The organism is Rhizobium sp. C1, from assembly GCF_021026335.1.
GTDB lineage: Bacteria > Pseudomonadota > Alphaproteobacteria > Rhizobiales > Rhizobiaceae > Ensifer_A.
Genome location: NZ_JAJNCY010000002.1, coordinates 404,063 through 429,117, shown reverse-complemented (window position 1 = coordinate 429,117; position 25,055 = coordinate 404,063). Strand labels below are relative to the sequence as shown.

The 25,055-nt window shown below is 60.8% G+C and carries 28 protein-coding genes; 16 read left to right on the top strand and 12 right to left on the bottom strand.

Features of this window, described 5'->3' with window-relative positions; genetic code table 11:
• Positions 1–12 precede the first annotated feature (12 nt).
• From LQK83_RS07630 to LQK83_RS07615, 4 genes are all read right to left on the bottom strand, one after another.
• Positions 13–2,214, bottom strand: coding sequence for an RNA degradosome polyphosphate kinase (locus LQK83_RS07630; protein WP_230836764.1), 2,202 nt, complete (start codon positions 2,212–2,214; stop codon positions 13–15).
• Between the two features lie 74 nt (positions 2,215–2,288).
• Positions 2,289–2,984 carry a DnaA regulatory inactivator HdaA gene (gene hdaA, locus LQK83_RS07625; RefSeq protein ID WP_230836763.1) on the bottom strand — a complete coding sequence of 232 codons (696 nt, stop codon included), beginning with the start codon at positions 2,982–2,984 and terminating at the stop codon, positions 2,289–2,291.
• 27 nt (positions 2,985–3,011) lie between these two features.
• Positions 3,012–4,151: an AI-2E family transporter gene (locus LQK83_RS07620; RefSeq protein WP_230836762.1), complete on the bottom strand. Its 1,140-nt coding sequence runs from the start codon at positions 4,149–4,151 to the stop codon at positions 3,012–3,014.
• Between the two features lie 17 nt (positions 4,152–4,168).
• On the bottom strand, positions 4,169–4,705 hold the full coding sequence (locus tag LQK83_RS07615) for a CDP-alcohol phosphatidyltransferase family protein (protein ID WP_230836761.1): 537 nt from the start codon (positions 4,703–4,705) through the stop codon (positions 4,169–4,171).
• A 180-nt stretch (positions 4,706–4,885) separates the two neighbouring features.
• Between LQK83_RS07615 and purM the strand changes: the two genes are divergently transcribed.
• The 3 genes from purM to LQK83_RS07600 all read left to right on the top strand — a co-directional run bounded on the left by purM (position 4,886) and on the right by LQK83_RS07600 (position 6,959).
• Complete coding sequence (gene purM, locus LQK83_RS07610) at positions 4,886–5,959, top strand: phosphoribosylformylglycinamidine cyclo-ligase (RefSeq protein WP_230836760.1); 1,074 nt, start codon at positions 4,886–4,888, stop codon at positions 5,957–5,959.
• 8 nt (positions 5,960–5,967) lie between these two features.
• Positions 5,968–6,594: a phosphoribosylglycinamide formyltransferase gene (gene purN, locus LQK83_RS07605; protein WP_230836935.1), complete on the top strand. Its 627-nt coding sequence runs from the start codon at positions 5,968–5,970 to the stop codon at positions 6,592–6,594.
• 80 nt (positions 6,595–6,674) lie between these two features.
• Positions 6,675–6,959, top strand: a complete 285-nt coding sequence (locus LQK83_RS07600; RefSeq protein WP_230836759.1) for a BON domain-containing protein — start codon at positions 6,675–6,677, stop codon at positions 6,957–6,959.
• On the opposite strand, the gene LQK83_RS07595 is transcribed toward LQK83_RS07600, so the two are convergent.
• Together LQK83_RS07595 and LQK83_RS07590 are read right to left on the bottom strand one after the other, a co-directional pair.
• Positions 6,960–7,559, bottom strand: coding sequence for an NUDIX domain-containing protein (locus LQK83_RS07595; RefSeq protein ID WP_230836758.1), 600 nt, complete (start codon positions 7,557–7,559; stop codon positions 6,960–6,962). It lies immediately after the preceding gene.
• Positions 7,556–9,664, bottom strand: a complete 2,109-nt coding sequence (locus tag LQK83_RS07590) for a molybdopterin-containing oxidoreductase family protein (RefSeq protein WP_230836756.1) — start codon at positions 9,662–9,664, stop codon at positions 7,556–7,558. The genes LQK83_RS07595 and LQK83_RS07590 overlap by 4 nt, the downstream gene beginning before the upstream one ends.
• 88 nt (positions 9,665–9,752) lie before the next feature.
• Between LQK83_RS07590 and LQK83_RS07585 the strand changes: the two genes are divergently transcribed.
• The 4 genes from LQK83_RS07585 (at position 9,753) to LQK83_RS07570 (ending at position 12,409) form a co-directional block, all read left to right on the top strand.
• On the top strand, positions 9,753–10,604 hold the full coding sequence (locus tag LQK83_RS07585) for a 23S rRNA (adenine(2030)-N(6))-methyltransferase RlmJ (protein WP_230836755.1): 852 nt from the start codon (positions 9,753–9,755) through the stop codon (positions 10,602–10,604).
• A gap of 121 nt (positions 10,605–10,725) precedes the next feature.
• The gene (locus LQK83_RS07580; protein WP_230836754.1) at positions 10,726–11,130 is read left to right on the top strand and encodes a hypothetical protein; all 405 of its coding nucleotides are present in this window, start codon (positions 10,726–10,728) and stop codon (positions 11,128–11,130) included.
• A gap of 5 nt (positions 11,131–11,135) precedes the next feature.
• Complete coding sequence (locus LQK83_RS07575; protein WP_442966722.1) at positions 11,136–11,816, top strand: ribonuclease T2 family protein; 681 nt, start codon at positions 11,136–11,138, stop codon at positions 11,814–11,816.
• On the top strand, positions 11,816–12,409 hold the full coding sequence (locus tag LQK83_RS07570) for a glutathione S-transferase (RefSeq protein WP_230836752.1): 594 nt from the start codon (positions 11,816–11,818) through the stop codon (positions 12,407–12,409). The genes LQK83_RS07575 and LQK83_RS07570 overlap by 1 nt, the downstream gene beginning before the upstream one ends.
• Before the next feature lie 110 nt (positions 12,410–12,519).
• On the opposite strand, the gene LQK83_RS07565 is transcribed toward LQK83_RS07570, so the two are convergent.
• Positions 12,520–13,155 carry an outer membrane protein gene (locus LQK83_RS07565; RefSeq protein ID WP_230836751.1) on the bottom strand — a complete coding sequence of 212 codons (636 nt, stop codon included), beginning with the start codon at positions 13,153–13,155 and terminating at the stop codon, positions 12,520–12,522.
• Between the two features lie 372 nt (positions 13,156–13,527).
• Between LQK83_RS07565 and LQK83_RS07560 the strand changes: the two genes are divergently transcribed.
• From LQK83_RS07560 to ung, 6 genes are all read left to right on the top strand, one after another.
• Complete coding sequence (locus LQK83_RS07560; protein ID WP_230836750.1) at positions 13,528–14,301, top strand: SDR family oxidoreductase; 774 nt, start codon at positions 13,528–13,530, stop codon at positions 14,299–14,301.
• Positions 14,302–14,380: 79 nt separating this feature from the next.
• Complete coding sequence (gene uvrC, locus LQK83_RS07555; RefSeq protein WP_230836749.1) at positions 14,381–16,414, top strand: excinuclease ABC subunit UvrC; 2,034 nt, start codon at positions 14,381–14,383, stop codon at positions 16,412–16,414.
• A 160-nt stretch (positions 16,415–16,574) separates the two neighbouring features.
• Entirely contained in the window at positions 16,575–17,162 is a 588-nt protein-coding gene (pgsA, locus tag LQK83_RS07550) for a CDP-diacylglycerol--glycerol-3-phosphate 3-phosphatidyltransferase (RefSeq protein ID WP_230836747.1), read from the top strand.
• A complete protein-coding gene (moaD, locus tag LQK83_RS07545; protein WP_230836934.1) occupies positions 17,162–17,416 on the top strand; it encodes a molybdopterin converting factor subunit 1 in 255 nt (84 codons plus the stop codon). The genes pgsA and moaD overlap by 1 nt, the downstream gene beginning before the upstream one ends.
• Positions 17,417–17,421: 5 nt before the next feature.
• Complete coding sequence (locus LQK83_RS07540) at positions 17,422–17,889, top strand: molybdenum cofactor biosynthesis protein MoaE (protein ID WP_230836746.1); 468 nt, start codon at positions 17,422–17,424, stop codon at positions 17,887–17,889.
• A complete protein-coding gene (ung, locus tag LQK83_RS07535; RefSeq protein WP_230836745.1) occupies positions 17,886–18,575 on the top strand; it encodes a uracil-DNA glycosylase in 690 nt (229 codons plus the stop codon). Before LQK83_RS07540 ends, ung begins: the two co-directional genes overlap by 4 nt.
• A 72-nt stretch (positions 18,576–18,647) precedes the next feature.
• On the opposite strand, the gene LQK83_RS07530 is transcribed toward ung, so the two are convergent.
• The 3 genes from LQK83_RS07530 to LQK83_RS07520 form a co-directional block, all read right to left on the bottom strand.
• Entirely contained in the window at positions 18,648–19,685 is a 1,038-nt protein-coding gene (locus tag LQK83_RS07530; protein ID WP_230836744.1) for a zinc-dependent alcohol dehydrogenase family protein, read from the bottom strand.
• A 240-nt stretch (positions 19,686–19,925) separates the two neighbouring features.
• Complete coding sequence (locus tag LQK83_RS07525; protein WP_230836743.1) at positions 19,926–20,942, bottom strand: AraC family transcriptional regulator; 1,017 nt, start codon at positions 20,940–20,942, stop codon at positions 19,926–19,928.
• A 126-nt stretch (positions 20,943–21,068) separates the two neighbouring features.
• Complete coding sequence (locus tag LQK83_RS07520) at positions 21,069–21,977, bottom strand: branched-chain amino acid ABC transporter permease (protein ID WP_230836742.1); 909 nt, start codon at positions 21,975–21,977, stop codon at positions 21,069–21,071.
• A gap of 67 nt (positions 21,978–22,044) precedes the next feature.
• Here LQK83_RS07520 and LQK83_RS07515 point away from each other — a divergent pair, with 67 nt between their 5' ends.
• Positions 22,045–22,593: a CGNR zinc finger domain-containing protein gene (locus LQK83_RS07515; RefSeq protein ID WP_230836741.1), complete on the top strand. Its 549-nt coding sequence runs from the start codon at positions 22,045–22,047 to the stop codon at positions 22,591–22,593.
• Positions 22,590–23,096, top strand: coding sequence for a hypothetical protein (locus tag LQK83_RS07510; RefSeq protein WP_230836740.1), 507 nt, complete (start codon positions 22,590–22,592; stop codon positions 23,094–23,096). The genes LQK83_RS07515 and LQK83_RS07510 overlap by 4 nt, the downstream gene beginning before the upstream one ends.
• Positions 23,097–23,157: 61 nt before the next feature.
• Here the strand turns inward: LQK83_RS07510 and ndk are convergent, their stop codons facing one another.
• Both ndk and LQK83_RS07500 read right to left on the bottom strand, forming a co-directional pair.
• The gene (gene ndk, locus LQK83_RS07505) at positions 23,158–23,580 is read right to left on the bottom strand and encodes a nucleoside-diphosphate kinase (protein ID WP_109858063.1); all 423 of its coding nucleotides are present in this window, start codon (positions 23,578–23,580) and stop codon (positions 23,158–23,160) included.
• Positions 23,581–23,681: 101 nt separating this feature from the next.
• Entirely contained in the window at positions 23,682–24,374 is a 693-nt protein-coding gene (locus LQK83_RS07500) for a glutathione S-transferase family protein (protein ID WP_230836739.1), read from the bottom strand.
• A 136-nt stretch (positions 24,375–24,510) separates the two neighbouring features.
• Between LQK83_RS07500 and LQK83_RS07495 the strand changes: the two genes are divergently transcribed.
• Positions 24,511–25,023, top strand: coding sequence for a DinB family protein (locus LQK83_RS07495; RefSeq protein WP_230836738.1), 513 nt, complete (start codon positions 24,511–24,513; stop codon positions 25,021–25,023).
• Positions 25,024–25,055: the final 32 nt, after the last annotated feature.

Here is a 25,055-nt window from a genome sequence, read left to right as displayed (position 1 = left end):
TGAATTCCAGATTTATCTTCGCGCCGGCTTCCAGCCGGCAAACAGTTTCGGTGCCCCCGTGGCAAGCGCCTCCCCGCGGCCTGAAAGGCTCGGGTTGGTCATGAAGTATTGTTGTGCGTTGAAAGGCTCTTCGCCTTCGCCGACATCAACACGCCGCGAGGTTCCGTCCTCCAGTATCTCGTAGCTCTGCTGGTTGTCCATGAGGTTTGCCAGCATGATCTGCGAAAGAACCTGCTCGTGCACAGTCTTATTGTGAAGGGGAACAAGCGTTTCGACGCGGCGGTCGAGGTTGCGGGGCATCATGTCGGCCGAGCCGATATAGACGCGCGCCTTGTCCGATGGCAGGCCGTGACCGTTTCCGAAGCAGAAGATTCGGCTGTGTTCAAGGAAGCGGCCAACGATGGACTTGACGCGAATATTGTCCGAAAGACCCGGCACCTGCGGACGCAGGCAGCAGATGCCGCGGATGACGAGTTCCACCGGAACACCGGCCTGGCTGGCGCGATAAAGCGCGTCGATGATCTCGGGATCGACCAGCGAGTTCATCTTCATCCAGATGGCAGCAGGGCGGCCGGCTTTCGCGTGTTCGATCTCTTCGGCGATCAGCTGCAGCACGCGCGGGCGGAGCGTTGTCGGCGACATCGCGATCTTCATCCCCTCTTCCGGCTCGCCATAGCCGGTGATGAAGTTGAAGATATTGGCCATGTCATGCCCGATGACCGGGTTGCAGGTGAAGAAGGACAGGTCAGTGTAAATCTTCGCCGTGACGGGGTGATAGTTGCCGGTGCCGAGGTGGCAATAGGTGCGTAACCTGCCCTCCTCGCGGCGGACGACCATCGACATCTTGGCATGGGTCTTCAGTTCGATGAAGCCGAAGACGACCTGCACGCCGGCCCGTTCCAGGTCGCGCGCCCAGCGGATATTGGCCTCTTCGTCGAAGCGCGCCTTCAGTTCGACCAGAGCGGTGACCGACTTGCCGGCCTCGGCAGCATCGATGAGGGCGCGCACGATCGGGCTGTCATTGGAGGTACGGTAGAGTGTCTGCTTGATGGCCAGCACGTCCGGATCGCGGGCGGCCTGCAGCAGGAACTGCACGACGACATCGAAGCTCTCGTACGGGTGGTGGACAATCATGTCCTTCTCGCGGATGGCGGCGAGGCAATCGCCGCCATGGTCGCGCACACGCTCCGGGAAACGCGGATTGTAAGGCTGGAAAAGCAGGTCTTCGCGCGGGGTCTTGCAGATTTCCGACATCGTGTTGAGCGCCAGAAGTCCCGGCAGAACGGCAACGCGGTTGTCGGGGACGTTCAATTCCGCAACCACGAACTTGCGCAGCGAGTCCGGCATTTCGGAGTCCGTCTCGATGCGGATCACCGAACCACGCCGACGGCGCTTCAGCGCGGTTTCGAAGAAGCGCACCAGATCTTCGGCCTCTTCCTCGACCTCGATATCGCTGTCGCGGATGATGCGGAACGTACCGTAGCCGCGCACTTCATAGCCCGGGAAGAGCTTGGCCGTGTGGAGGCTCACCACATCTTCGAGCGTAATGTAGCGGATCGTATTGCCGGCATCGGGCAGGCGGATAAAGCGCGGCAGCGCCACGGGGAGCCTGAGCAGCGCGGTCATCGGCTCACGGCCGGTCTTGCTCTCAAGCTGCAGGCAGATCGAGAAGCCGAGATTGGGAATGAACGGGAACGGATGCGCCGGGTCGATCGACAGCGGAGTCAGAACCGGGAAGATCGACTGGAAGAATTCCTCGCCAAGCCAGGTCATGTCCTCCGGCGTCAGCGCGGAGGGACGAACGATGAGGATGTCCTCGCGGGCAAGGTTCTGCTGGAGAACGGCGAGTGCCGCCTGCTGCTCCATCTGCAGGTTATCGATCTCATGCAGGATGGCGTCGAGCTGCTCGGAGGGCGTCTTGCCGTCGGGCGTGCGCATGGCGATGTTCTGCCGGACCTGCCCCTCGAGGCCGGCCACGCGCACCATGAAGAATTCATCGAGGTTGGTGGCCGAGATCGACAGGAAGCGGACACGCTCCAGAAGCGGATGTGCGCTGTTCAGGGTCTCTTCGAGAACACGGCGATTGAACTGGAGCCAGGAGAACTCCCGGTTTACGAAACGCTCAGGCCTGTCGAACCATTCTGCGCCGGGGGCAACAGGAGCCACGTCTTCCTGAGGCTCGTTGATGTTCGCTGCGGGCGCCGACGTATCCATGGGTTCAGAAATCCTTGCACTTCATGCCACACTCCCGTGGCGGTATTACAGTTTGACGACAGAATCGTGTCAGTTCAATCGGAATCCCGGTCATCCTCCTCGAAACCGGACAGCACTTCCGCCACCAGCGCGCGATTGATCTTGAGCCGCCGGGCAAGCGCCAGCCGATCAAGCTCTTCGACAATGCGCCGGGCGGCTTCCGCGGAACGTTCCATTCGCGCGGCGATATAGGCGATCAGCTTGTCCTCGACCACGATCTGGCGGTCGGAGAAGAGCTTCATCAGAACCTCGCCCAGGAGCTCCTCGTCCGGCTCGCCGATCTCGACCACAGTTGCGGCGCGCAGGCGCGACTTGAGATCGGGCAAGGTCACATCCCATGCGGCCGGCAATGTGCGGGCAGTCATCAGCAGCGACGTGCCGTTTTCGCGGACGGAATTGATGACGTGAAAGAGTTCGGTCTCGTCGAAGGCGCGGCGGTCGACGTCCTCGAACAGAACGGGATGCGCCGCAGCCTGAAGAGCGGCATCGGAACCGGCCACCGCATCGATGCTGACTGCCTCGGCATTTTCACGCCAGATGCTGGCGAGATGCGACTTGCCGCAGCCCACCGGACCGACCAGCACGACCACCGGCGAGGGCCAGTTCGGCCAGCCATCGACAATGCGCACGGCAGCCTTCAGGGGATCGGCCACGCGCAGATCGTCGCGCGAGGTCTGTTCCTCGACCGGAAATTCAAGCGGCAGCTGATGATCGCCGGCATGACGCGCCATGATACACCTAATCCCTGACGACCGATCTTACTCGACCGCCTTGCCCTTGCTGATCTGCGCGGCGTGGTGGAGGTCGCGCAACTGATGCTGCTCCCCGTAATACAGGTCGCTGTTCAGATAGCGCGAAATCGCAAAACGGACCAGCACGCCGATAGCGGCCGAAACCGGCACGGCGACCAGCAGTCCGACAAAACCGAAGAGAAGGCCGAAGGCGAAAAGCGCGAACATCAGCCAGACCGGATGCAGACCCACACGGTGGCCGACCAGGCGCGGCTGCAGGATGTTGCCCTCCAGAAACTGGCCGGAGAGGAAGACCAGCGCCACGAGACCGACCCACAGATAATCAGGCCAGAACTGCACGATGGCGAGGCCAACCGCCAGGACCAGACCGACCGTCGAACCGATGTAAGGAATGAAGCTGATCGCGCCGGCAAAAAGGCCGATGAGCAAACCGAAATTAAGACCCGTCAATGCAAGCCCGCTGCCATAATAAAGACCGAGCACGAGGCAAAGTGTGCCCTGCCCGCGCACGAAGCCGGCAATCGTCGTATCCATTTCGGAGGCCAGCGCGCGCACCGTCTGAACATGGTCGCGGGGAACCAGATTGTCGATCCAGGCCACCATACGGTCCCAGTCGAGCAGCAGATAGAAGGCCACGACGGGGGTGACCACCAGCAGCGAGACAACGTCAACAATCGCCTTGCCAGAATTCCAGATCTGCTCAAACAGCGTCGCCAGGAACTTCGTTCCCTCGCCCAGAATGGAGGAGAAATTGTCCTTCAGCGCGCCGATCTGATCGCGCGCCCAAGCCGGCAGCATATCGGGACTGGCCTTGGTGATCAGCTGTTGCAGCGATGTGACGTAGCCCGGCAGATCCTTGAGGAACTGATTGGCCTGACTTGCCAGCAGCGGAATGACAATCACCAACGCGAGAGCAAAGACGACCACGAATAGAACAAGGATGACGATGGTGGCCATCAAGCGCGACAGCCCGCGGCGCTCGAACCAGTCGGCGACGGGGTCGAGGAAATAGGCGAGCGCCATGCCGGCAACGAAGGGCAGCAGAATGGAGCTGAAGACCATCAGGAAAACGATGAGAAGCAGGAGCCCGACAAACCAGAAGGCGAGCTGACGCTTGAGGTTGTGCGAGCTGAGTTTGCTGGTCATGTCATCCGTTCCGGCGCTTATTTCGATCCGGCCACATGCCGCATCCAGACCACGAGATAGGATGCGCCGGAAGCCAAGGTCAATAGCGCTGCCAAATAGAGTAGAATTGTGACAGCGCCGGCGAGGTCAAGTCCGAAAGCCTGGTCGCTCAAAGCTACAACAATCAACAGGATCTGCACAGCCGTATTGGCTTTGGACAGCATGAGCGGAGCCACCTTGATCGGATCGCCGATCAAGGTGGACATCATGACGCCCCCCACGATGAGCGCATCGCGGGTGACTGCCAGAAAAACGATCCAGTCCGGAATGATGTCGAGCCAGGCCAGCATCACGAAGACCGAGACCATCAGCAGCTTGTCGGCAATCGGGTCGAGCCATGCGCCGAGTTCGGTTCGCTGATTGAACCGGCGGGCGATGATGCCGTCAACGGCATCCGAAAACCCGGCGAAGAGGAAGATGTAGAAGGCCAGCCGCATCTCGCCGTGGAGCAGGCAATAGAGCACCGCAGGCACACACAGGAGCCGCGCGACGGTGATCATGTTGGCGATGTTCATCTTCGCGCTCCGGCGCATCGGCTGTTTCCGCCAACTACTTCGGATGCCGGACAAGCAATTCCAAGGGCAAAAGGGCCGATATTTGGTGAAAATCAACATGCCGCCCGCGATCCGTCTTGCATCAGCGGGGATGTCATGCGAATGGCGGGCCTATACCGGAAATCGCAGCGGAGATCGCTCATGAGCGCGGATGGACGCAACGGACTGACCTATAGCGATGCGGGCGTCGATATCGATGCCGGCAACCTCATGGTCGAGAAGATCAAGCCCGCCGTGCGCTCGACGCGCCGGCCGGGTGCGGATGGCGAGATCGGTGGCTTCGGCGGCCTCTTCGACCTCAAGGCCGCGGGCTTCAAGGACCCGGTTCTCGTGGCCGCCAATGACGGCGTCGGCACCAAGCTGAAGATTGCCATCGACGCGGATTTCCACGACACGGTCGGCATCGACCTCGTTGCCATGTGCGTCAACGATCTCGTCGTGCAGGGCGCCGAGCCGCTCTTCTTCCTCGACTATTTCGCCACCGGCAAGCTCGACCCGGACCAGGGCGCGGCCATCGTCAAGGGTATTGCCGAGGGCTGTGTGATGTCCGGATGCGCGCTGATCGGCGGCGAGACGGCGGAAATGCCGGGCATGTATTCCAAGGGCGACTACGACCTCGCGGGCTTTGCCGTGGGCGCTGCCGAGCGCGGCCAGTTGCTGCCGTCCGAAGAAGTGTCCGAAGGCGATGTCATTCTCGGCCTCTCCTCCTCCGGCGTCCACTCCAACGGTTTCTCGCTGGTGCGCAAGATCGTCGAAATTTCCGGCCTCGCCTATGATGCGCCGGCACCGTTTGCTCCGGAAAAGAAGCTTGGTGAAGCTCTGCTGACGCCGACGCGCATCTATGTGAAGCCGCTCCTCAAGGCGATCCGCGAGACGGGCGCAATCAAGGCGCTGGCACACATCACCGGCGGCGGCTTCCCGGAAAACATTCCGCGCGTGCTGCCGAAGCATCTCGCCGCCGAGATTGATCTGGCCGCCGTCAAGGCGCCGGCCGTGTTCTCCTGGCTTGCCAAGACCGGCGGCGTCGCTCCGAACGAGATGCTGCGCACCTTCAACTGCGGCGTCGGCATGATTGCCGTCGTCTCGCCGGACAAGGCCGATCAGGTTGCTGCCGTGCTGGAAGCCGAAGGCGAGACCGTGTTCCGCCTCGGCTGCATGGTTGCCCGTGCAGAAGGCGCCCATGGCACGGTCTACAAGGGCACGCTGACGCTATGACCTCCTCCATGACGGGCCAGCGCAAGCGCGTTGTCGTCTTCATCTCCGGCGGTGGGTCGAACATGGTCGCGCTGGCGGAAGCGGCGCGTTCGGCTGATTACCCGGCCGAAATCGTGGCTGTGATTTCCGACAAGGCGGATGCGGGCGGGCTCGCGAAGGCGGACGCCATGGGCATTGCGACCTCCGCCTTCCAGCGCCGCGACTATGACAGCAAGGCCGCGCATGAAGGTGCCATCCTCGCCAAGCTTGCCGAAATCGCGCCGGACATCATCTGCCTCGCGGGCTATATGCGGCTGCTCTCGGCCGAATTTATTCGCCCCTATGCGGGTCGCATTCTCAATATCCACCCGTCCCTGCTGCCGCTGTTTCCGGGGCTGCACACGCATCAGCGCGCCATCGATGCGGGCATGAAAGTGGCGGGCTGCACGGTGCATCTCGTGACCGAAGGCATGGACGAAGGCCCGATTCTGGCGCAGGCGGTCGTGCCGGTTCTTTCCGGCGATACGGCGGATCAGTTGGCGGCGCGCGTTCTCCGGCAGGAGCACCGCATGTACCGGCAGGTCCTGGCGGCTTTCTCGGCAGGCGCACTGCCGGGCGGAACCGACGAGACGCAAAGCGTCGTCTCGCTCGGCTGAATTTTTCCAGCGACCTGCCACCATTTCAGGAACAATAGCCACCTGGTTTTCGTTCGATCCGAAAACGGAAGGAGACGGCCATGGTTCACGAACCTCCGATTACCTCCGGCGGCTTGCCGGAACACACCCATATCCAGAAGACCAAGGATGCGCTGCTGGAGACGAAAGTTGCCGGAACGCTGGCGGCGACGCCCGATGTGCATTCGCTCGACATTGCGGTTGCCGCGCAGAGCGGGGTCGTCCATCTGAGCGGATCGGCGCCCGACCAGCGGCAGATAGACAAGGCGCGCGAGGTGGCACAATCGGTCGAGGGCGTCGAGCGCGTGGTGTCACGCCTCGCGGTCGGCCGGATGGGCCAGCACTGATCAACCGGCTTGCAGCCTGGTCCGGTTCATCACCGCCCACTGCAGTAGGATAATCGTCTTGGCATCGAAGATCAGGCCTTCGCCGATCATGGCGAAGGCGCGCTCCAGAGGCAGTTCCACCACCTCGATGTCCTCGTGTTCGTCGGCAAGGCCACCGCCGGCGGCTTCGCGAGCGGTTGTGTCGATCAATCCCACGAAGAGATGAACCTCTTCCGCCAGAGATCCGGGCGAGCCGAACATCGAAAAGAGCGGAAACACCTTCTCTACGCGGTAGCCGGTCTCCTCGAAGGCCTCGCGCCGCACGGCCTCTTCCGGCTTGTCCTCATCGAGCAGACCGGCAGCAGCCTCCAGTACGAAGGGATCGCGACCGACATAGAAGGTGGCAGTGCGGAACTGGCGCACGAGCACGACGACATCCCGCACAGCATCGTAAAGCAGGATCGCGGCCGCAGAACCATGATCGACCACTTCACGCGCAAGCTCTACAGTCTCGCCGCTCGAGTTTGTGTATTCGATCGTCAGATCGTAAAGATCGTTCCAGCCCTTGAAGGCATGCGTGTTTCGAATGATGCGCGCGCCTGCTTTCTTGAAAAACGTCATGCTTTTGCCAGCCATACCTTGTTGTCGTGAAGACCTGCGCCGCCGTAGGGCGCGACACAGTCGGCCCCTGTCAGCACGTTGATACCCTCCCCGTCCAGATGCGCTTTGTTGGGCCAGAGGCCTTCCGCGATCAGGACGCCAGTCCGCGCTTCCGCGGTGACACGGGCATGAAGGCGCAGATCGCCGCGGCTATTGCCCATGCGCACGATCTCGCCGCTTGCGATGCCGAGACGGGCGGCATCCGCCGGATTGATCATCACCTCCGGCCGGCCTTCCTTCTCACGCGAGGTCTTCGTTTCGGCGAAGGACGAGTTGAGGAAGTTGCGGGCGGGGGATGTCGCGAGCCGGAAGGGATGCGTCTCATCCGCCTCTTCGATTACCGGACAATAGTCGGGGAATTCCGGGAGCTGTGATGCCGGGCCGAGGACGCCGACATTTTCCGGCGGACGCGTACTCGCCTTCTGCCCCGTCCAGTCTGGACGGAAATGGAACTTGCCGTCGGCATGGCCGAATCCATTGAGGAAATGGGCCTCCTCGAAGGGGAGCTTGCGGTCGATCCACTTTTCACCATCCAGCTGCTCGAGTTCGCCCGGGCGAAGCACCGTTGCGATCAGTTCTCTCTCGCACATGCCGAATCCCGCCTTGTCGGCGACGCCGAGGCGTTTGGCGAGCTCTTCGATGACGAAGAGATTGGTGCGCACCGTTTTCGGCGGTTCAACAATTTTCGGCCCCAACAGGATATGGCTCTGGCCGCCGCCGCGATAGATGTCGTCATGTTCCACGAACATGGTGGCGGGAAGCACGATATCGGCCATCTCGGCCGTCTCCGTCAGGAACTGCTCATGGATCGCGACGAACAGATCTTCGCGGGCAAAGCCCCGGCGGACGAGTCGCTGCTCGGGCGCGATGTTCATCGGGTTGGTGTTCTGGATCAGCATGGCCGTCACCGGCGGGCCGTTGCACAAGGCTTCGGCATCGCCTGTCAGCACCCGGCCGATCTGCGACTGGTCCAGCACACGCACCGACGAGTCTGCATAGCTGATACCCGTGATCAGCGCGGTCGTCATCCCGAAAATATCGGCATTGGTATGTAAGGCGCCACCGCCTTCATGTTGCCAGGAACCGAGCACCGTCGGCAGCGACAATGCCGCATGCATCGAGACCGTGCCGTTGCGGCTGCGGGTGAAGCCATAACCAAGGCGGAAGAAGCTGCGCTTGGTGGTCCCGACAAGGCGGGCAAATTCCTCGATCTGTTCGACCGTGAGGCCGGTGATCTCCGCTGCCCATTGCGGTGTGCGCGTGGCAAGGTGCGCTTCCAGCCCTGCCGGATCGTCGGTGTATTTTGTCAGATAAGCACGGTCGGCATAGCCGTCGCGGAAGGCGACATGCATGGCGGCGCAGGCGAGTGCCGCGTCCGTGCCGGGCTTGAGGATGAGCTTGACGTCGGCCTGCTTCATCGTCGGCGTGTCATACACGTCGATGGCGACGATCTTCGCGCCGCGCTCCTTGCGCGCCTTGATCGCGTGGGTCATCACGTTGACCTGCGTCGAGACCGCATTCGTACCCCAGATGACCACGCAATCGGATTTCGCCATCTCGCGCGGATCGACGCCGGAGAGACGGCCTAGCCCCATCATCACGCCGGTCCAGGCCGGGTTGACGCAGATCGTGCCGAAGAAGCCGGAATAGCGCTTGGCATGGCGCAGCCGCTCGATGGAATCGCGCTGCACGAGGCCCATCGTACCGGCATAGAAATAGGGCCAGACGGCCTCTGACCCATGGGCCGCTTCCGCCTTCACGAAGGCTTCGGCGATCTCATTGAGCGCGTCGTCCCAGGAGATGTCCGTCCAGCGCCCCGCCCCCTTCGCGCCCTTGCGTTTCATCGGCTTGAGCAGCCGGTCAGGATGATAAAGCCGTTCGGCATAGCGGGCGACCTTGGCGCAGATCACGCCGTCGGTGTAGTCGTTCGCCTTGGCGCCGTGCACGCGCCCGATGCGCCCGTCCGCGCCGATGTCGATTTCCAGCGCGCAGGTGGACGGACAGTCGTGCGGGCAGGCCGAGAAGCCTTTGCGCGGGCGGGTGAGATCGGGGGTCGCAATGTTCATGGCTCACAGGTATAGGCTAAGCGAAAATGCGCCGGAAGACGAAAAAGCCGGCCATGACATGTTTTCATGACAGCGATCGGGGCGCGGAATGAATTACCGGCACATCTATCACGCGGGCAATTTCGCAGATGTCCTCAAGCACGCCGTTCTGGCGCGGCTGATCGTTTATCTTCAGCAGAAGGACAAGGCCTTTCGCGTCATCGACACGCATGCGGGGATCGGCCTCTATGACCTATCTTCCACCGAGGCGCAAAAGACCGGCGAATGGCAGGACGGGATCGGCAAGCTGATCTCGGCTGAACTGGCGGACGATGTCGCAGCCCTGCTCGCGCCCTATCTCGATGCGGTTCGCGCGTTGAATCCGGAAGGCGGCGTAAAGCTTTATCCCGGCTCGCCAAAACTGACGCGCATGCTGATGCGTGAGCAGGATCGTCTTTCCGCCATGGAACTGCATCCGGCGGACTGCGAGACGCTCCGCGACCTCTTTGCGGGCGACTATCATGTCCGCGTTACAGAGCTGGATGGCTGGCTTTCGCTGGGCGCACATATGCCGCCGAAGGAGAAGCGGGGCATCGTTCTGGTGGATCCACCCTTCGAAATCGAGGGCGAATATGAGCGGCTGGTCGATGGTCTCATCAAAGCCTATCGCCGCTTTCCGGGCGGAACCTATTGCCTCTGGTATCCGCTCAAGAAAGGCGCACCGATCAAGGATTTCCATGAGGCGCTGAAGGAAGCCGAAATCCCGAAGATGCTCTGCGCTGAATTGTCGGTTCGCAGCGACCGGGAGACGACCGGCCTCAGCGGCTCGGGTCTCATCATCGTCAATCCGCCCTATACCCTGCATGACGAACTGAAAGCGGTTCTGCCCGTTCTGAAGACGCTGCTGGCGCAGGATCGTTTTGCTTCGACGCGCAATATCTGGCTGCGGGGCGAAGGGTAACAAAGCCGGTCTCTTCTGTTTCCCGGTCTACCGGCTCTGTCGCGGGATCGTCACTTGCAAACTCCGGCCAACTTGCCCATTCTCCCAAGCCTGAAATGTTCAGATCTCCTGGGGGAAGCCTATGAAGAAACTTTCGACGGCCTTCGCAACCCTTGCGCTGGCGGGCGCTTTGCTTTCCGGTGGCGCCGCTTATGCAGGGACCACGGATTGCACCGATGGAAGCGTGCTTTCCTTCATCGACCACCGTTTCGATGACAAGGCGAGACGCTACCTGCAAACCGATCTCGACATTACCGGCTTCGACAGGGTGTCGAATACGCATGTCGATTATCGGAACGAGACCCAACCGATCCAGCGCGTCTATTGCCACGCCAAGGTGGACATGAATGACGGGCATCGCCGCGACCTCTGGTACATGATCGAGAGCGGCATGGGCTTTGCCGGACTGGGTGACCGTGTCCGCTTCTGCATTTCGGGCCTCGATCCCTGGTATGTGGACGGCCGCGAATGCCGGTCGGTGCGGTGACCGCCATGCGAAAAAACGTGTCTGCCGCCTTCGCTGGCCTGTTCTCCGCCACGCTTCTGTCTGCGGGCTTTCTTTTGACCGCAGGTCCGGCAGCCAGCGCCGGCGACCAGCAGAAGCAGGGCTTCGACTTCTATGTCCTGTCGCTGTCGTGGTCGCCTTCATGGTGCGCCACGCATCCGCAGGGGCAGAAGACCATGCAATGCGATCCGTCGAAGGATTTCGGCTTCATCGTTCACGGGCTGTGGCCGCAGAATGAAAGCGGCTATCCGGAATTCTGCGCGACACGCGAATCGGATCGTGTGCCCGACAATCTGGGCAAACGCTATCTGGATATCATCCCCTCGATGGGGCTGATCGGCCATGAATGGCGCAAGCACGGGACATGCTCCGGCCTCAAGCAGGCCGATTATCTGCAGACGGTCCGCAGTGCCTATAACAAGATCACGATCCCGCCTTCGCTCGCGAAGCTTGATCAAGGCAAGAGTGCGGATCCGGGTGACATCGAAAAGGCGTTTCTCGCCGCCAATCCCGGCATGAGCCCGAAGGGCATTGCGGTCTCCTGCGCGTCCAAGATGCTGCAGGAAGTCCGCATCTGCATGACCAAGGACCTGCAATTCCGCGATTGTGCCGAAGTCGATGCCGACGCCTGCCCCCTGAAATCCGTCAATATTCCTCCGGTGCGCTGATGAAGGTTCTCTACTCTCCCGCCTCCCCCTACTCTGCCAAGGTTCGCATGGCCGCAAGGCTTTCCGGGCTTCCGGTCGAGAGCGAACTCGTTAAGACAGACGAGGAGCCGGCGCGGCTGGTTGACAACAATCCGCTGGGCAAGATCCCCGTGCTGTTGCGCGAGGATGGCTCGGCGATCTTCGACAGCCGCGCCATCATGCATTTTCTCGACCGGGAAAGCGGCGGCAAGCTCTATCCGGCCGATCCGGCCGCGCGCACCGAGGCAGAAGTCCTGGAAGCGCTCGCCGACGGCATCACGGACAGCCTGATTGCGCATGTTTATGAGCGGCGCTACCGGACGGAGGAGAAGATCCATCAGCCCTGGCTCGACAGGCAATGGTCCAAAGTCGTACGCGGCCTAGCCTTTCTCGAGGCCAATCCGGTTTCGTTGGGGAATGGCCTGACGGGAGGCCACATCGCGCTGGCCGCGCTTGCCGGCTATCTCGGCCTGCGCTTTGCCGGGCAGTGGGAAACGCTGTGGCCGGGTCATCGCGCTTTCATAGCCGAATTCGAAGCCCGGTTCCCGGCCTTTGCGGAGTTCAAGCCGCAATGAGGCTTGGAGGTATTTGCCGGCGCGATACCACGATGACGTGACATCATTCCAAACGAGAAAAGGCCCGGCGCAAGCCGGGCCTTTCCGTTGATACGCTCGATTGAAGCGGATCAGAACTTGTAGCCGATACCGACCTTGACGCTGTTCTGGTCGTAACCGCGCGAAACGTTGGTGCCGCCGAGAACGTAGGTACGGTTGCCGAACGACGTGTAGTCGTATTCGACGCGAGCCGTCACGTTGTCGGTAACCTTCGTTTCTGCGCCGACGCCAGCGGTCCAGCCGATAACGCCGCGCGTGTCGGAGTTGCCGTTGCCGTCAGAAACCTTGACGCTGCCAGCAGCGATACCAGCTGCGCCGTACAGCAGGAAGGGGTTCATGTCGACGCCGAGACGGCCGCGCAGCGCGCCGTTGATGCCGGTTTCGGTCTTAATGCCGTTGGTCGTGCGCTGTGCGCCGTTCCAATCCAGGTTGCCTTCAGCGCCGTATACCAGCTGGCCGTCCTGGAAGTTGTAGCCGCCATATGCACCGAGGCCGAAAGCGTTGGCATAACCAGAGTTCTTGATCGGGCCCCAGTTCCAGGAGCCGTAACCGCCGACGTAGCCGCCAGCCCAGTTGCCCACGACAGGAGCGGAAACCGGTGCGGACGGAGCCTGCGGTACCGAGTCAATGGCGTCAGCTGCATAAGCGGCCGATACCGAAGCGATGGAAGCAGCCGAAGCCACAAGAGCGATGATCATTTTACGCATAACATTCTCCTTTTCACTACGGCCTGCCCGTGATCATTCATGTGGGCAGTCCGAAAATTCCGGTTTGATCCCTCTCCGGTTGAGACTGAAATTGATATCCAAATGAGGATTTCCAAGAGCTACATTGTGAAATTGTTGTGTCAAAAAGAAGTCGGAAACGTGATGTTGTCGATTTATCACAGGCAATTCGTTAACCATAACCCAAAATCCAGTCATATATTGGTACAATAATGCCGGTCTATTATAACTATGTTTACTCTTTCGTCCAAATCAGCGACGAATTCTTTAATAAAGCGTTAATGTGCATTCCAGATTTTACACGCTCTCATTTGGACTATAACTTGAGCAAACGCGAAAACGGAGCTGACAATCGTGTCTGACCATGTATTGCCAAAGAAGTCGGCGCTCGTGACCGGTGGAGCGAGACGCATCGGTCGCGCCATTTGTGACGGACTTGCGAATTTGGGCTTTTCCATCGCCGTGCATGCCAATTCCTCTCTGGACGAGGCGGAAAGCTTTGCGCATTCCTTGCGTGATTCTGGCATTGACGCCGTCGCATTGCAGGCCGACCTGCGCAGCGAGGAGGCAACGCTGAACCTGATACGGCAGGCGAACCAGCGGCTTGGCGGGCTTGGCGTGATCGTCAACAACGCCTCGGTGTTCCAGCCCGACTGGGTGACGGATTTCGAGCGGGAGACCTGGGACAGCCATTTCGACGTGCATGTTCGCGCGCCATCGATTCTAGCCGGCGAATTTGGCCGGCTTCTGGGGGTCCAGGAAAAGGGCCTGATCGTCAACATCATCGATCAGCGCGTCTGGGCTCCAACGCCCAATTACTATTCCTACATGCTTTCCAAGGCTGCCATGCTGATGGCGACCAAGACCATGGCGATGTCGCTGGCGCCACGGATTCGCGTGAACGCCATCGGACCCGGGCCAACGCTACCCAATACGCGTCAGACGCAGGCGGACTTCGAGAAGCAGACCAGCGCGCTGCTTCTGGGCAAGGGGCCGGATCTCTCCGAATTCGCCCGTACCATCGCCTATTTCCACGGCGCGCCCTCCGTCACCGGGCAGATGATCGCGCTGGATGGCGGCCAGCATCTGGCGTGGGAAACGCCGGATGTGGCAGGACTGGCGGAGTGATCCCTATATAATGCCGCAAACGTGTCGGCGGAGCGCTAGAATAGCGGACTCCCGTGGAATGATGATTCGGTAAGGCAGAATGAGCAGCGGCAAGCAGGAAGACGGCGGCGTTCTCTATGGTGAGACGCCGGAAGACGATGAGGACGATCTGCCAGATGTGGCGGAAGCCGGTTCGGCGCCTGCCATCGAGTGGTCGGAAAATCTGGCCGCCGCCACCGGGCTGACGGGCGCCGAGCTCATTGGCGAATATGTGAAGCAGCTGCCGAACAGCCCCGGCGTCTACCGCATGTTCGACGCGAAGGGCGATGTGCTTTATGTCGGCAAGGCCCGGTCGCTGAAAAAGCGCGTCGGGAATTATGCCCAGGGGCGCGTTCATTCGAATCGTATCGCCCATATGGTGGCGGCGACGACCGCGATGGAATTCGTCACGACGCGGACGGAGACCGAGGCGCTTCTCCTGGAAGCGAATCTCATCAAGCGCTTGCGGCCCCGCTTTAACGTACTGCTGCGGGACGACAAGTCGTTTCCTTATATCCTGCTCACCGGCGATCACCCTGCCCCCGCGATTTACAAGCATCGCGGCGCCCGCGCCCGCAAGGGCGACTATTTCGGGCCGTTTGCCTCGGCTGTCGCTGTTTCCAGCACGATCAATTCGCTGCAGCGCGCCTTTCTTCTGCGCACCTGCACAGACAGCGCCTATGAGGGGCGGACGCGCCCCTGTCTTCTCTACCAGATCAAGCGCTGTTCCGGCCCCTGCACGGGCGAGATCAGCACGGCGGACTATGCCGAGCTGGTTTCTGAGGCGCGCGACTTTCTGTCCGGCAAGAGCAAGGCTGTGAAGGATCACATCGCCTCGGCCATGGCTCAGGCAGCTGAAGACCTCGACTTCGAACGCGCCGCCGTCCTGCGCGATCGGCTCGCGGGTCTCTCGCATGTGCAGAGCCATCAAGGGATCAATCCGGCGAGTGTCGAGGATGCGGATGCGTTTGCCATCCATCACGAAGGCGGGCTTACCTGCATTCAGGTCTTCTTCTTCCGCACGGGGCAGAACTGGGGCAACCGCGCCTATTTCCCGCGCGCCGATGCGGCACTCACCAGCGCGGAAGTGCTCAACGCCTTCCTTGCCCAGTTCTACGACGACAAGCCCTGCCCGCGGCAGATCCTGCTTTCGGAAGACGTCGAGGAAGTCGAGCTTCTCTCCGAGGCGCTCAGCGAGAAGACGGGTCGCAAGGTGGAAATCCTCGCGCCGAAGCGCGGCGAGAAGCGCGACCTGATCGACCATGTTCTGGCCAATGCCCGCGAGGCGCATGGCCGCAAGCTCGCGGAGACTTCGTCGCAGGCGCGTCTGCTGAAAGGCTTCGCGGAGACCTTCCAGCTGCCTTACGTGCCGACGCGGATCGAGATCTACGACAACTCGCATATTATGGGCACGAATGCGGTCGGCGGCATGGTGGTGGCCGGACCGGAAGGCTTCGTGAAGAACCAGTACCGCAAATTCAATATCAAGTCGGAGGAGATCACGCCCGGCGACGACTTCGGCATGATGCGCGAGGTGATGACGCGTCGCTTCTCGCGGCTGATCAAGGAGGAAGGCGTTCCCGACCGGACGCAGCCGCCAAGCGCAGATGCGGATGCGGCGGATCGCGGTTTTCCGGCATGGCCCGACGTCATCCTGATCGACGGGGGCCAGGGACAGATGACGGCTGTGCGCGCTATCCTTGAGGAACTCGGCATCACCAATGCCGTCACCGCCATCGGCGTGGCCAAGGGCGTCGATCGTGACGCGGGACGCGAGCGTTTCTTTGCTTTGGGGCGACCGGACTTTTCGCTGCCGCCGCGCGATCCGGTTCTCTATTTCATTCAGCGTCTGCGTGACGAGGCGCACCGATTCGCCATCGGCTCGCACCGCGCCCGGCGCAAGAAGGAGATGGTGAAGAACCCGCTGGACGAGATTGCCGGCATCGGGCCGCAGCGCAAGCGCGCCCTGCTCCAGCATTTCGGAACCGCGAAAGCGGTGTCGCGGGCGGGAATTTCGGATCTGATGACGGTGGAAGGGATTTCCGAATCGGTCGCCCGCCTCGTCTACAATCACTTTCACGACGGCCCGGGCTGACGGAGCCCGGGTTCTGGCGCGGCTCAACTTATTTTTGTCGCGCCTGCCACGGAACGCTCCGATTTCACTAATATTTCATGAGATAAGCCGGGCCCGGCGTTGACCTTTGAGTCGCGAGGGCCTCTCTTATGCCGACAAACTGAACAGGCTCAACGCGACCATGGCATCCCGCGCCTACAACATTCCCAATCTGCTCACCTATGCCCGGATCATCACGGTCCCGCTGATCGTGCTGTGTTTCTTCATCGAAGGGCATCTGCATGCGACCGATCTCGCGCGCTGGGTCGCGTTCTGGCTGTTTGCCGCCGCCTCGATCACCGACTTTTTCGACGGCTATCTCGCGCGCATCTGGAAACAGACGTCGAATATCGGCCGCATGCTCGACCCGATCGCCGACAAGCTGCTCGTCTCCTCGATCCTGCTGCTGATGGCCGCCGATGGAACGATTGCGGGCTGGTCTCTGTGGGCTGCCATCATCATTCTCTGCCGCGAAATCCTGGTCTCTGGCCTGCGCGAATATCTGGCTGCGCTGAAAGTTTCCGTACCGGTGACGCGAATCGCCAAGTGGAAGACGACAATCCAGATGGTGGCGATCGGTTTTCTGATTGTGGGTCCGGCCGGCGATTCCTATGTTCCGCACACGACGCTCGTCGGCATCGTTCTTCTATGGGCCGCGGCGCTGATCACGATCTACACCGGCTACGATTATTTTCGCGCCGGCCTCAAGCATGTGGTGGATGAGGAATGATGGTCAAGATCGTCTATTTCGCCTGGGTGCGCGAGAAAATCGGCAAGGGCGAGGAAGAGCTGGATCTACCCGCCGAGGTCACGACCGTTGCCGACCTGCTCACTTATCTCAAGACGCTCGGCGAAGAGTATGACGAGGCGCTGAAATTTCCCGAGGCGGTCCGCGTGGCGCTCAATCAGGAACATGCGCATCATTCCGAAAAGATCGCGGGTGTCCGCGAGATCGGCATTTTCCCGCCGATGACCGGAGGCTGAGCCTCATGTCGCTGACGCTGCACATCGCCGTCCAGCATGAGGATTTCGATCCGGCGGTGGAGGCCGCGCGCCTGACGGACGGGCGGCCGGGCGTTGGTGCGCTGGTGCAGTTTACCGGCTTCTGCCGCGACGAGGGCGGCAGACTTTCGGCTCTCGAACTCGAACACTATCCCGGTATGGCCGAGGCTGAACTGCAGCGCATCGCAGAGGATGCTGTCGGCCGCTTCTTGCTCATCGGGCTTTCCGTCATCCACCGCTACGGCAAGATCATGCCGGGCGAGCGGATCGTGCTCGTCAGCGCAACGTCTTCGCACCGGCAGGCGGCGTTTGATGGCGCCAACTATGTCATGGATTTCCTCAAGACGGCCGCGCCCTTCTGGAAAAAGGAACACAACGCGGACGGTTCGCATGGCGCTTGGGTTGCCGCCAAGGACGAGGACGATTCGGCGCGCGACAAATGGGGGAAGGAATGAGCGAGGGCGTACGGCTGGAGGAAAGCTGGAAAGCGGCGCTCGCCGGCGAATTCGCCAGCGCCTATATGGCGCAGTTGAAGGACTTCCTGAAGACCGAGAAGGAAGCCGGGAAATGGATTTTCCCGAAGGGGTCCGAATATTTCCGGGCGCTGGATCTGACGCCGCTCGACAAGGTGAAGGTCGTGATCCTCGGACAGGACCCGTATCACGGCGACGGGCAGGCCCATGGCCTTTGCTTCTCAGTTCTGCCGGGGGTACGAATCCCTCCCTCGCTCGTCAATATCTACAAGGAAATGGAAAGCGATCTCGGCATCGTGCCGCCACGCCACGGATTTCTCGAAAGCTGGGCAAAGCAGGGTGTGCTGTTGCTGAACAGCGTGCTGACGGTCGAGCGCGGACAGGCGGCTTCCCATCAGGGACAGGGCTGGGAGAAGTTTACCGACGCCGTCATCCGGCAGGTCAACGAACTGCCGCATCCCGTTGTCTTCATCCTCTGGGGCTCCTATGCGCAGAAGAAGGCGGCCTTCGTGGATGCCAAGCGTCACCTCGTCATCAAGTCCCCTCACCCCTCGCCGCTCTCGGCCCATAACGGCTTCTTCGGCAGCAAGCCGTTCTCCAAGGCCAATGCCTTCCTGCGGGACCAGGGCATGACCGAAATCGACTGGCGGCTGCCTGAGACAGTGTGACGGATCAGGGCCTTTTCGAGCCCCGGACAAGGACAAGCCTCATCCGGGGCAGCCTTGGGCGGCTTATTCTCATCAGGCCGCTATGATCACCTTCATTGCCTTTTCCCGAGCGGCATTGCCGAAAACCTCATAGGCGTCGAGGATTTCGTCCAGCCCGAAACGGTGGGTGATCAGCTTTTTCGGATCGACCTTGCCAGCCTGTACGGTCTTGAGCAGCATCGGCGTCGTGCTGGTGCAGACGAGCCCCATCGAGATATTGATGTTCTTGATCCAGAGATCCTCGATGTGCAGATCAACGGGCTTTCCGTGCACACCGACATTGGCGATCTTGCCGCCCGGCATGACGATTTTCTGGCAGATGTCGAAAGTTGACGGGACGCCCACGGCCTCGATCGCCACATCGACGCCCTTCCCGCCGGTCATTTGCATGACCGATGCGGCGGCATCCTCGGCACCGACCTGAACCGTGTCGGTCGCGCCAAACTGGCGCGCCAACGCCAGTCGAGCCGGATCCATGTCGATCATGATGATACGGCTTGGAGAATAGAATTGTGCCGTCAGGAGTGCGGACATCCCGACCGGACCGGCGCCGATGATGGCGATCGTGTCGCCCGGCTTGACGCCACCGGACTGAACGCCGATCTCGAGCCCTGTGGGCAGGATATCGGACAGCATGACCAGCGCCTCTTCGTCGGCGCCTTCCGGAATCGGATAGAGCGAATTGTCGCCGTGGGGAATGCGGACATATTCGGCCTGGGTGCCATCGATCCGGTGTCCGAGAATCCAGCCGCCATCGTCGCAATGCGCGTAGAGCTGACGCTTGCAGTTCGGACAGGAGCCGCAGGACGTGATGCAGGAAATGAGGACCGGGTCACCCTTCTTGAAATTGCGAATGGCGGAGCCGACCTCCTCGACGATACCGACACCTTCATGTCCGAGGATGCGTCCCACGTCCACGGTCGGAACGTCTCCTTTCAGGATGTGCAGATCGGTTCCGCAGATGGTCGTCTTCATGACCTTGACGATGACATCAGTCGGCTTCTGTATCGCGGGCTTTTCTCTCTCGATCCATTCTTTCTTGCCGGGACCCTGATATACGAGCGCTTTCATGGTGCTTCTCCTCCTTGCCTGTTGGCATCGTGGTGACGAAACCTCGGCGGCTCCGTCACGTATGTTGGCAGGGAAAGAAATAACGCCGCGCCGCAAGGAGCGCCTACAGCCGAATGCCAAGGCCACATTCGGTTTGGGAAAACCGCTCTCCAAAACGGAACCATTTAATGCTGCAGCGCGGAAACTGATGGCGCCATCATAGCGATGACACACGAAGTCTCACCTTCGTGGCTGGCCGCGTCAGAGCAATGTCGGCCTATTCCGCAAGGTCTCTGCCGGGCTTTCGTCGAACTGCTTGCGATAAGCGGCAGCGAGAACGCCGAGATTGATGAAACCCCGGGCACGGGCGATCGAGGTTACGGTCTCGCCCGGCGCAGCACATAGCAATGCGTCACGCAGCGACCGCAGGCGTTGCCGCGTATGATATGCATGCGGCGTCTGTCCACGAAAGCGCTTGAAGCCTTCCGAAAGCGAGCGGGCGCTGACGCCGATCCTTTCGGCAATCTCAAGAATGCTGAGGGCTTCGGCGGCATGTTCCGTCATCAGCCGTTCGGCTTCGCGGACATAATAGGGCGCGGCGGACCGGGCGCCGGACTCCAGATGCATGCCGGCGCTGTCGGCCCAGTTGCGAAGCAGCTCGAGGCAGATCGTCTCCTCGATACGGCGCTCGATCAGCGGATTGGGGACCGCGTCATGACGCGCGTCGAGCGAGCGCGTGGCATAGTCGAGCAGCGAAAGCCAGGCGGAATGCCCGACGCCGAAGACCAAACGCTTCTTCCAGAGGTCATCCCCAGGCACAAAGCCATACCAACGCGCGGCAGTCTCCTCCATCAGCTTATGCGGAATGGTGAGATTGAGCTGCAGATCGTGGCCGTCGGCTATGTTCCAATAGTCGGTCCGGCTGCAATCGACCACATAGCTGTCTCCGGGCCGGCTGTCGAAGGCATCGTTGCCCAATAGCGGGTGGCGCACTGTCCCACGCAGCGTGTTGACGACAATGATATTGCCCGAAGTCGGATCGAAATCATCGGCCCGTGTCGGGGTGCCGAAGCAGAACCGGCTGAAAGTGATCCGCCCGATCTTCAGCATGCGCATCGTCGCGTTCGGGTCCATGCCGCGCGTCAGCGGACGCGTCGAAAGCGGCATGTAAGTGCGATTGCAGAACGCGTTGACCGCAGACCACTCTCGCGAATCGTTCAGCTTGCCGCTCAACAGCGGCTTGCCTTGGCCATCCTCCAGAAGCGCTGTTTCGAGCATGAATGCCTCCTCTATTCCCGCTCGTCGCAGGCACCAGAGTAGCACATCGCAAAGGCCTTGCACCCTGCAAACATCGACCGGTACAAATTCCAGCAAAGGTCGCCTTGTCTCAAAGGCGGCTGACTTCTAGCTGTTGAGTTCGGCGTTCTGTTGCTCCGGCCGCGTCATGACGAGAATGTAGACCAGCGCCGAGAATATCACGATATCTCTGAGCGCCAGCGGCCCGAATGCGGTCCACATCGTTTCGGAAAGCCCCAGGATCGCCCCGCCAGCGGCCGATTTTAGCGGCGAGGCATAGCCACCGAGCGCGCCCAGCATGATGACCTTGAGGCCGAACATCAGGCCCGCCCCGAAATCCATCGTGCCGTAATAGGCGGTCATGAGGAGCCCCGCAAAGGTCGCTATCAGCGCAGCGCCAACATAGGCCTGGATGAAAACAGACCTGCTGTCCACACCCAGAAGTTCGGCGGCCAGCGGATCGTCGCGCACCGCCTTCCACCGCCGCCCCCAGGCGGCCCGCGCCAGCAAGACCGCCAGAAGTGCGAGGGCACAGAGCATCACGGCGACGTTCACCAGCTGCATTTGTGTGAGCGTGACGGCATATCCGTCGATCGAAAGAAGCGTGACCGGCGTCTTCAGGAGCGGCGGCAGCCAGATCGAGCGCGTTTGCGAGGCCAGCCGCGCCGTTTCCATGAGGACGATCATCACCGCGAAGCCGCCGACGATCACCGCATGCGGTTCGGACCGTGTCAGCGGCTGCAGGACATAGCGGCCAACGACCGTGGCCGCGAGCGTCGTATAGAGGAAGGCGGCGGCAGCGCCGATCACGATGCAGAGCTCAAGGATCAACCAGTAGCGCTGCCACGCGATGTAGAAGAACAGCGCGAAGATCTGGCCCGAAAAGGCGAAAAGCGCGCCGATGGTGATGTCGGCCCGGCGTGTGACGGCGAAAGCAAGCGAATAAGCAAAGGCAAGCAAGGCATAAAGCGCCGCCACCGGCACGCTGTTGACGGCCTGCTGTAAAATATACGCCACACCCGACCTCCCTCCTCTGCCGCAACATTATAACTAGCAAAACTATTTTTACCAGTTATAATTGAGCATGACCTTTTCGTGGACCCCTCATCGCTTCTCCGGCGGCGCACTTGCGCTCGATGTCGCCAACAGCGTCATTTTACGCTTCGACCCCGCGCGCTCCATCGATCGCTTTGCTGATCCCGGCAATCTTGCAGCTTTTCCGGACGCTGCCACGCGGCTCTGCGCCGAGGACCGGGATGGACCGCTCAAGGCCGTGCCGGCCGATCGGGCCGACGGGCTCATCAGGTTGCGTGAAGCCATTGACCGGCACTTCCGCGCAGAAGCCGGTGGTACGCCATCGTCCCTGTTGCTTGCGGATCTTCTAGATCAGATCGCACAGGCGCTCAGAGTTGCTGAGGCTGGCGATCTCGATTTCGAGACCGCCCTGTCCGCACTCAGGTTGATTTCGCCTTCGCGCGCCGGCGCGCTGAAGATCTGCCCCAATTGCGAATGGCTGTTTCTCGACCGCAGCAAGAACAAGAGCCGTGCTTGGTGCGACATGGCTGTCTGCGGCAACCGCGTGAAGGCGCGCCTGCATTACCAGAGGAAAAAACAGGGGAAGGATGCATCATGAAAACGCTTCGGGTTGTGCCGCTCATTGCGGCGCTGATGCTCACCGCTTGCCAGAGGGGCGATGAAACAGAGCCCCTGAAGCTGAGCGGCAAGCTGTTTATCTTCAACTACCGGATCTCCAAAGCGACCTATAATCTCGCCTTCGACTTTCAGGGCAAGATCCCGGATGGCAGCTATGTCGAGGCAAGCTTCGAAAATCCGACCGGCGGCGCGCCGCTGAAGGTCACGCAGAAAATCTTTCCTTTCTGGGAGAAGCTGGTGCTGGAAAGTCCGCCGCTGCGCTGTGTGGTGAAGGACCGACCCTACAAGGTAGCCGTCAGCCTGTTCGGACCCGACGCAAAGAAAATACAGACGATCGAAACGACGGTGATTTCTTCGCTCGACCAAACCATCCTGCCAAAAAATTCCATCGTGGTCGGACCGGCCTACGACCCGAACCCGAAGGTTTTCGTCAAGGGCGGCGTCCCGGATTTCAGCCCGGATACGGACTGCCCAAAGGCCTGAACGCGAAAACGCCGCGGGCAGGCCGCGGCGTTTCAAGAAATCAGACTCTGAAATCCGGCAATCAGCCGACGATTTCGGTGCCCGAGAACCAGTAGGCGATTTCTTCGGCAGCGGTTTCCGGAGCATCCGAGCCGTGAACCGAGTTTTCGCCGATCGAGAGAGCATGAACCTTGCGGATCGTGCCTTCGGCAGCGTTGGCCGGGTTGGTGGCGCCCATGACTTCGCGGTTCTTCAGGATAGCGTTTTCGCCTTCGAGAACCTGAACGACGGTCGGGCCCGAGGTCATGCCTTCAACCAGTTCGCCGAAAAAGGGGCGGTCCTTGTGAACGGCGTAGAAGCCTTCAGCCTGGCGCTTGCTCATCCAGACGCGCTTGGAGGCGACGACGCGCAGGCCGGCATCTTCGAGCATCTTGGTGATGGCGCCGGTCAGGTTGCGCTTGGTGGCGTCCGGCTTGATCATCGAGAAGGTACGTTCAATTGCCATGTCTTTTATTCCTTGGGTTTTATGGGGAATTTGGGCCGCTCAATAGCCGCCTTCCGGCCTCAAAACAAGGGGGGACGCAATGAACGCGTTCAGGAAGGTTATCAGGCAGCGGCCCTGACGCTTCTGCCAATACCGCCATGGAGATCAAGACAACGCTCGAACCAGGCACGGACCGGGTCATCGGTTTTCAGAATATCGATCGAAGACGTGACCCGCGCCCACTGGAAGGCGCCGAAGAGGATGTAGTCCGCAAACAGAGGGCCTTCTCCGCCAAGCCACGGCTGGAATTTCAGCGTATGGCGGATGGGCTCCAGCTTGCGGGGAAACTCGGCCGCTTCGGTAAAGCGGTTGGACGCGAGTTCTTCCAATGTCTGGCTCAGCCGAGCCTCGCGCGTCTTGCGGAAATAGACGCGATCCGTTGGAGCGAGCAGATTGTGGATGTCTGCCACCGCGATCTTCGTAATGGCCGGATGCAGCACCGTCTGGCTGAAACCCTCGACAAAGCGGGCCATGGCCTGACCGCCCTCGCCGCAAAAGAGGCTTGGTAAATCCGGATAGGTCTTTTCGAGATAGAGAGCGATGTCGAAACTGTCGCGCACAAGCGTGTCGCCGTCGCGCAGGATCGGAACGGTCGGTGAAAATCCATCCTCCAGCTTGGGAACCTCCGTGAACGGCACCGGGCGCAACTCATAGTCAAGCCCCTTGTGGCGCAGCGCCATGATCACCTTCCAGACGTGAGGCGAGAAATGGACGGACGGATCTTCACCACAAAGGCCGTAAAGGATCATGGGCATGTTTCACTCCAGGGGCATATTGTTCTGTTTTGCCAATAAGAAGCGATGATCGTCCAATCATCAATTGTCATCGCAACGAGGGGTGACACGGTCGCCACTTTGGATCAGGATCAAAATTCGAATGGGAGGAACCGGAATGCTACAACATTTCAATATGTTCGCGCACTACAATCGATGGGCCAACGCAACACTCTATGCAGAGGCTGCAAAGCTGACCCGCGAAGAATTCAACCAGCCGACCGGCGCCTTCTTCGGCTCATTGATGGCGACGCTGAACCATCTGCTGGTCGCAGACCGCATCTGGCTGCATCGGTTCAGCGGCGAAGGATCTTTGCCGACCCGCCTGAATGAAAACCTCTTCGCCGAATTCGAGGCATTGCATGCGGCCCGAAAGGAAGAAGACGAGCGGATCATCCGCTGGGTGGGGACTTTGAGCGAAGACGCACTCAAGACTGATTTCACCTACACGCCCGTGACCTCGTCGAAATCGGTCACGCAGAAACTCAGCCCGGCGCTGGCGCATATCTTCAACCACCAGACCCACCATCGCGGACAGGCGCATACGATCCTGACCACGCTCGGCAAGCCGTCGCTGGCGCTGGACCTCATCTACTATCTGCGCACGGAGGAATGCAGAGCCTTTATCTGACGCAATCGGGCGCAACGAAGACCGTTGCGCCC

Coding starts and splice junctions, on each gene's coding strand:
- LQK83_RS07630 (WP_230836764.1), bottom strand. CDS start 2,214: ATGGATACGTCGGCGCCCGCAGCGAACATCAACGAGCCTCAGGAAGAC.
- hdaA (WP_230836763.1), bottom strand. CDS start 2,984: ATGGCGCGTCATGCCGGCGATCATCAGCTGCCGCTTGAATTTCCGGTC.
- LQK83_RS07620 (WP_230836762.1), bottom strand. CDS start 4,151: ATGACCAGCAAACTCAGCTCGCACAACCTCAAGCGTCAGCTCGCCTTC.
- LQK83_RS07615 (WP_230836761.1), bottom strand. CDS start 4,705: ATGAACATCGCCAACATGATCACCGTCGCGCGGCTCCTGTGTGTGCCT.
- purM (WP_230836760.1), top strand. CDS start 4,886: ATGAGCGCGGATGGACGCAACGGACTGACCTATAGCGATGCGGGCGTC.
- purN (WP_230836935.1), top strand. CDS start 5,968: ATGACGGGCCAGCGCAAGCGCGTTGTCGTCTTCATCTCCGGCGGTGGG.
- LQK83_RS07600 (WP_230836759.1), top strand. CDS start 6,675: ATGGTTCACGAACCTCCGATTACCTCCGGCGGCTTGCCGGAACACACC.
- LQK83_RS07595 (WP_230836758.1), bottom strand. CDS start 7,559: ATGACGTTTTTCAAGAAAGCAGGCGCGCGCATCATTCGAAACACGCAT.
- LQK83_RS07590 (WP_230836756.1), bottom strand. CDS start 9,664: ATGAACATTGCGACCCCCGATCTCACCCGCCCGCGCAAAGGCTTCTCG.
- LQK83_RS07585 (WP_230836755.1), top strand. CDS start 9,753: ATGAATTACCGGCACATCTATCACGCGGGCAATTTCGCAGATGTCCTC.
- LQK83_RS07580 (WP_230836754.1), top strand. CDS start 10,726: ATGAAGAAACTTTCGACGGCCTTCGCAACCCTTGCGCTGGCGGGCGCT.
- LQK83_RS07575 (WP_442966722.1), top strand. CDS start 11,136: ATGCGAAAAAACGTGTCTGCCGCCTTCGCTGGCCTGTTCTCCGCCACG.
- LQK83_RS07570 (WP_230836752.1), top strand. CDS start 11,816: ATGAAGGTTCTCTACTCTCCCGCCTCCCCCTACTCTGCCAAGGTTCGC.
- LQK83_RS07565 (WP_230836751.1), bottom strand. CDS start 13,155: ATGCGTAAAATGATCATCGCTCTTGTGGCTTCGGCTGCTTCCATCGCT.
- uvrC (WP_230836749.1), top strand. CDS start 14,381: ATGAGCAGCGGCAAGCAGGAAGACGGCGGCGTTCTCTATGGTGAGACG.
- pgsA (WP_230836747.1), top strand. CDS start 16,575: ATGGCATCCCGCGCCTACAACATTCCCAATCTGCTCACCTATGCCCGG.
- moaD (WP_230836934.1), top strand. CDS start 17,162: ATGGTCAAGATCGTCTATTTCGCCTGGGTGCGCGAGAAAATCGGCAAG.
- LQK83_RS07540 (WP_230836746.1), top strand. CDS start 17,422: ATGTCGCTGACGCTGCACATCGCCGTCCAGCATGAGGATTTCGATCCG.
- ung (WP_230836745.1), top strand. CDS start 17,886: ATGAGCGAGGGCGTACGGCTGGAGGAAAGCTGGAAAGCGGCGCTCGCC.
- LQK83_RS07530 (WP_230836744.1), bottom strand. CDS start 19,685: ATGAAAGCGCTCGTATATCAGGGTCCCGGCAAGAAAGAATGGATCGAG.
- LQK83_RS07525 (WP_230836743.1), bottom strand. CDS start 20,942: ATGCTCGAAACAGCGCTTCTGGAGGATGGCCAAGGCAAGCCGCTGTTG.
- LQK83_RS07515 (WP_230836741.1), top strand. CDS start 22,045: ATGACCTTTTCGTGGACCCCTCATCGCTTCTCCGGCGGCGCACTTGCG.
- LQK83_RS07510 (WP_230836740.1), top strand. CDS start 22,590: ATGAAAACGCTTCGGGTTGTGCCGCTCATTGCGGCGCTGATGCTCACC.
- ndk (WP_109858063.1), bottom strand. CDS start 23,580: ATGGCAATTGAACGTACCTTCTCGATGATCAAGCCGGACGCCACCAAG.
- LQK83_RS07500 (WP_230836739.1), bottom strand. CDS start 24,374: ATGCCCATGATCCTTTACGGCCTTTGTGGTGAAGATCCGTCCGTCCAT.
- LQK83_RS07495 (WP_230836738.1), top strand. CDS start 24,511: ATGCTACAACATTTCAATATGTTCGCGCACTACAATCGATGGGCCAAC.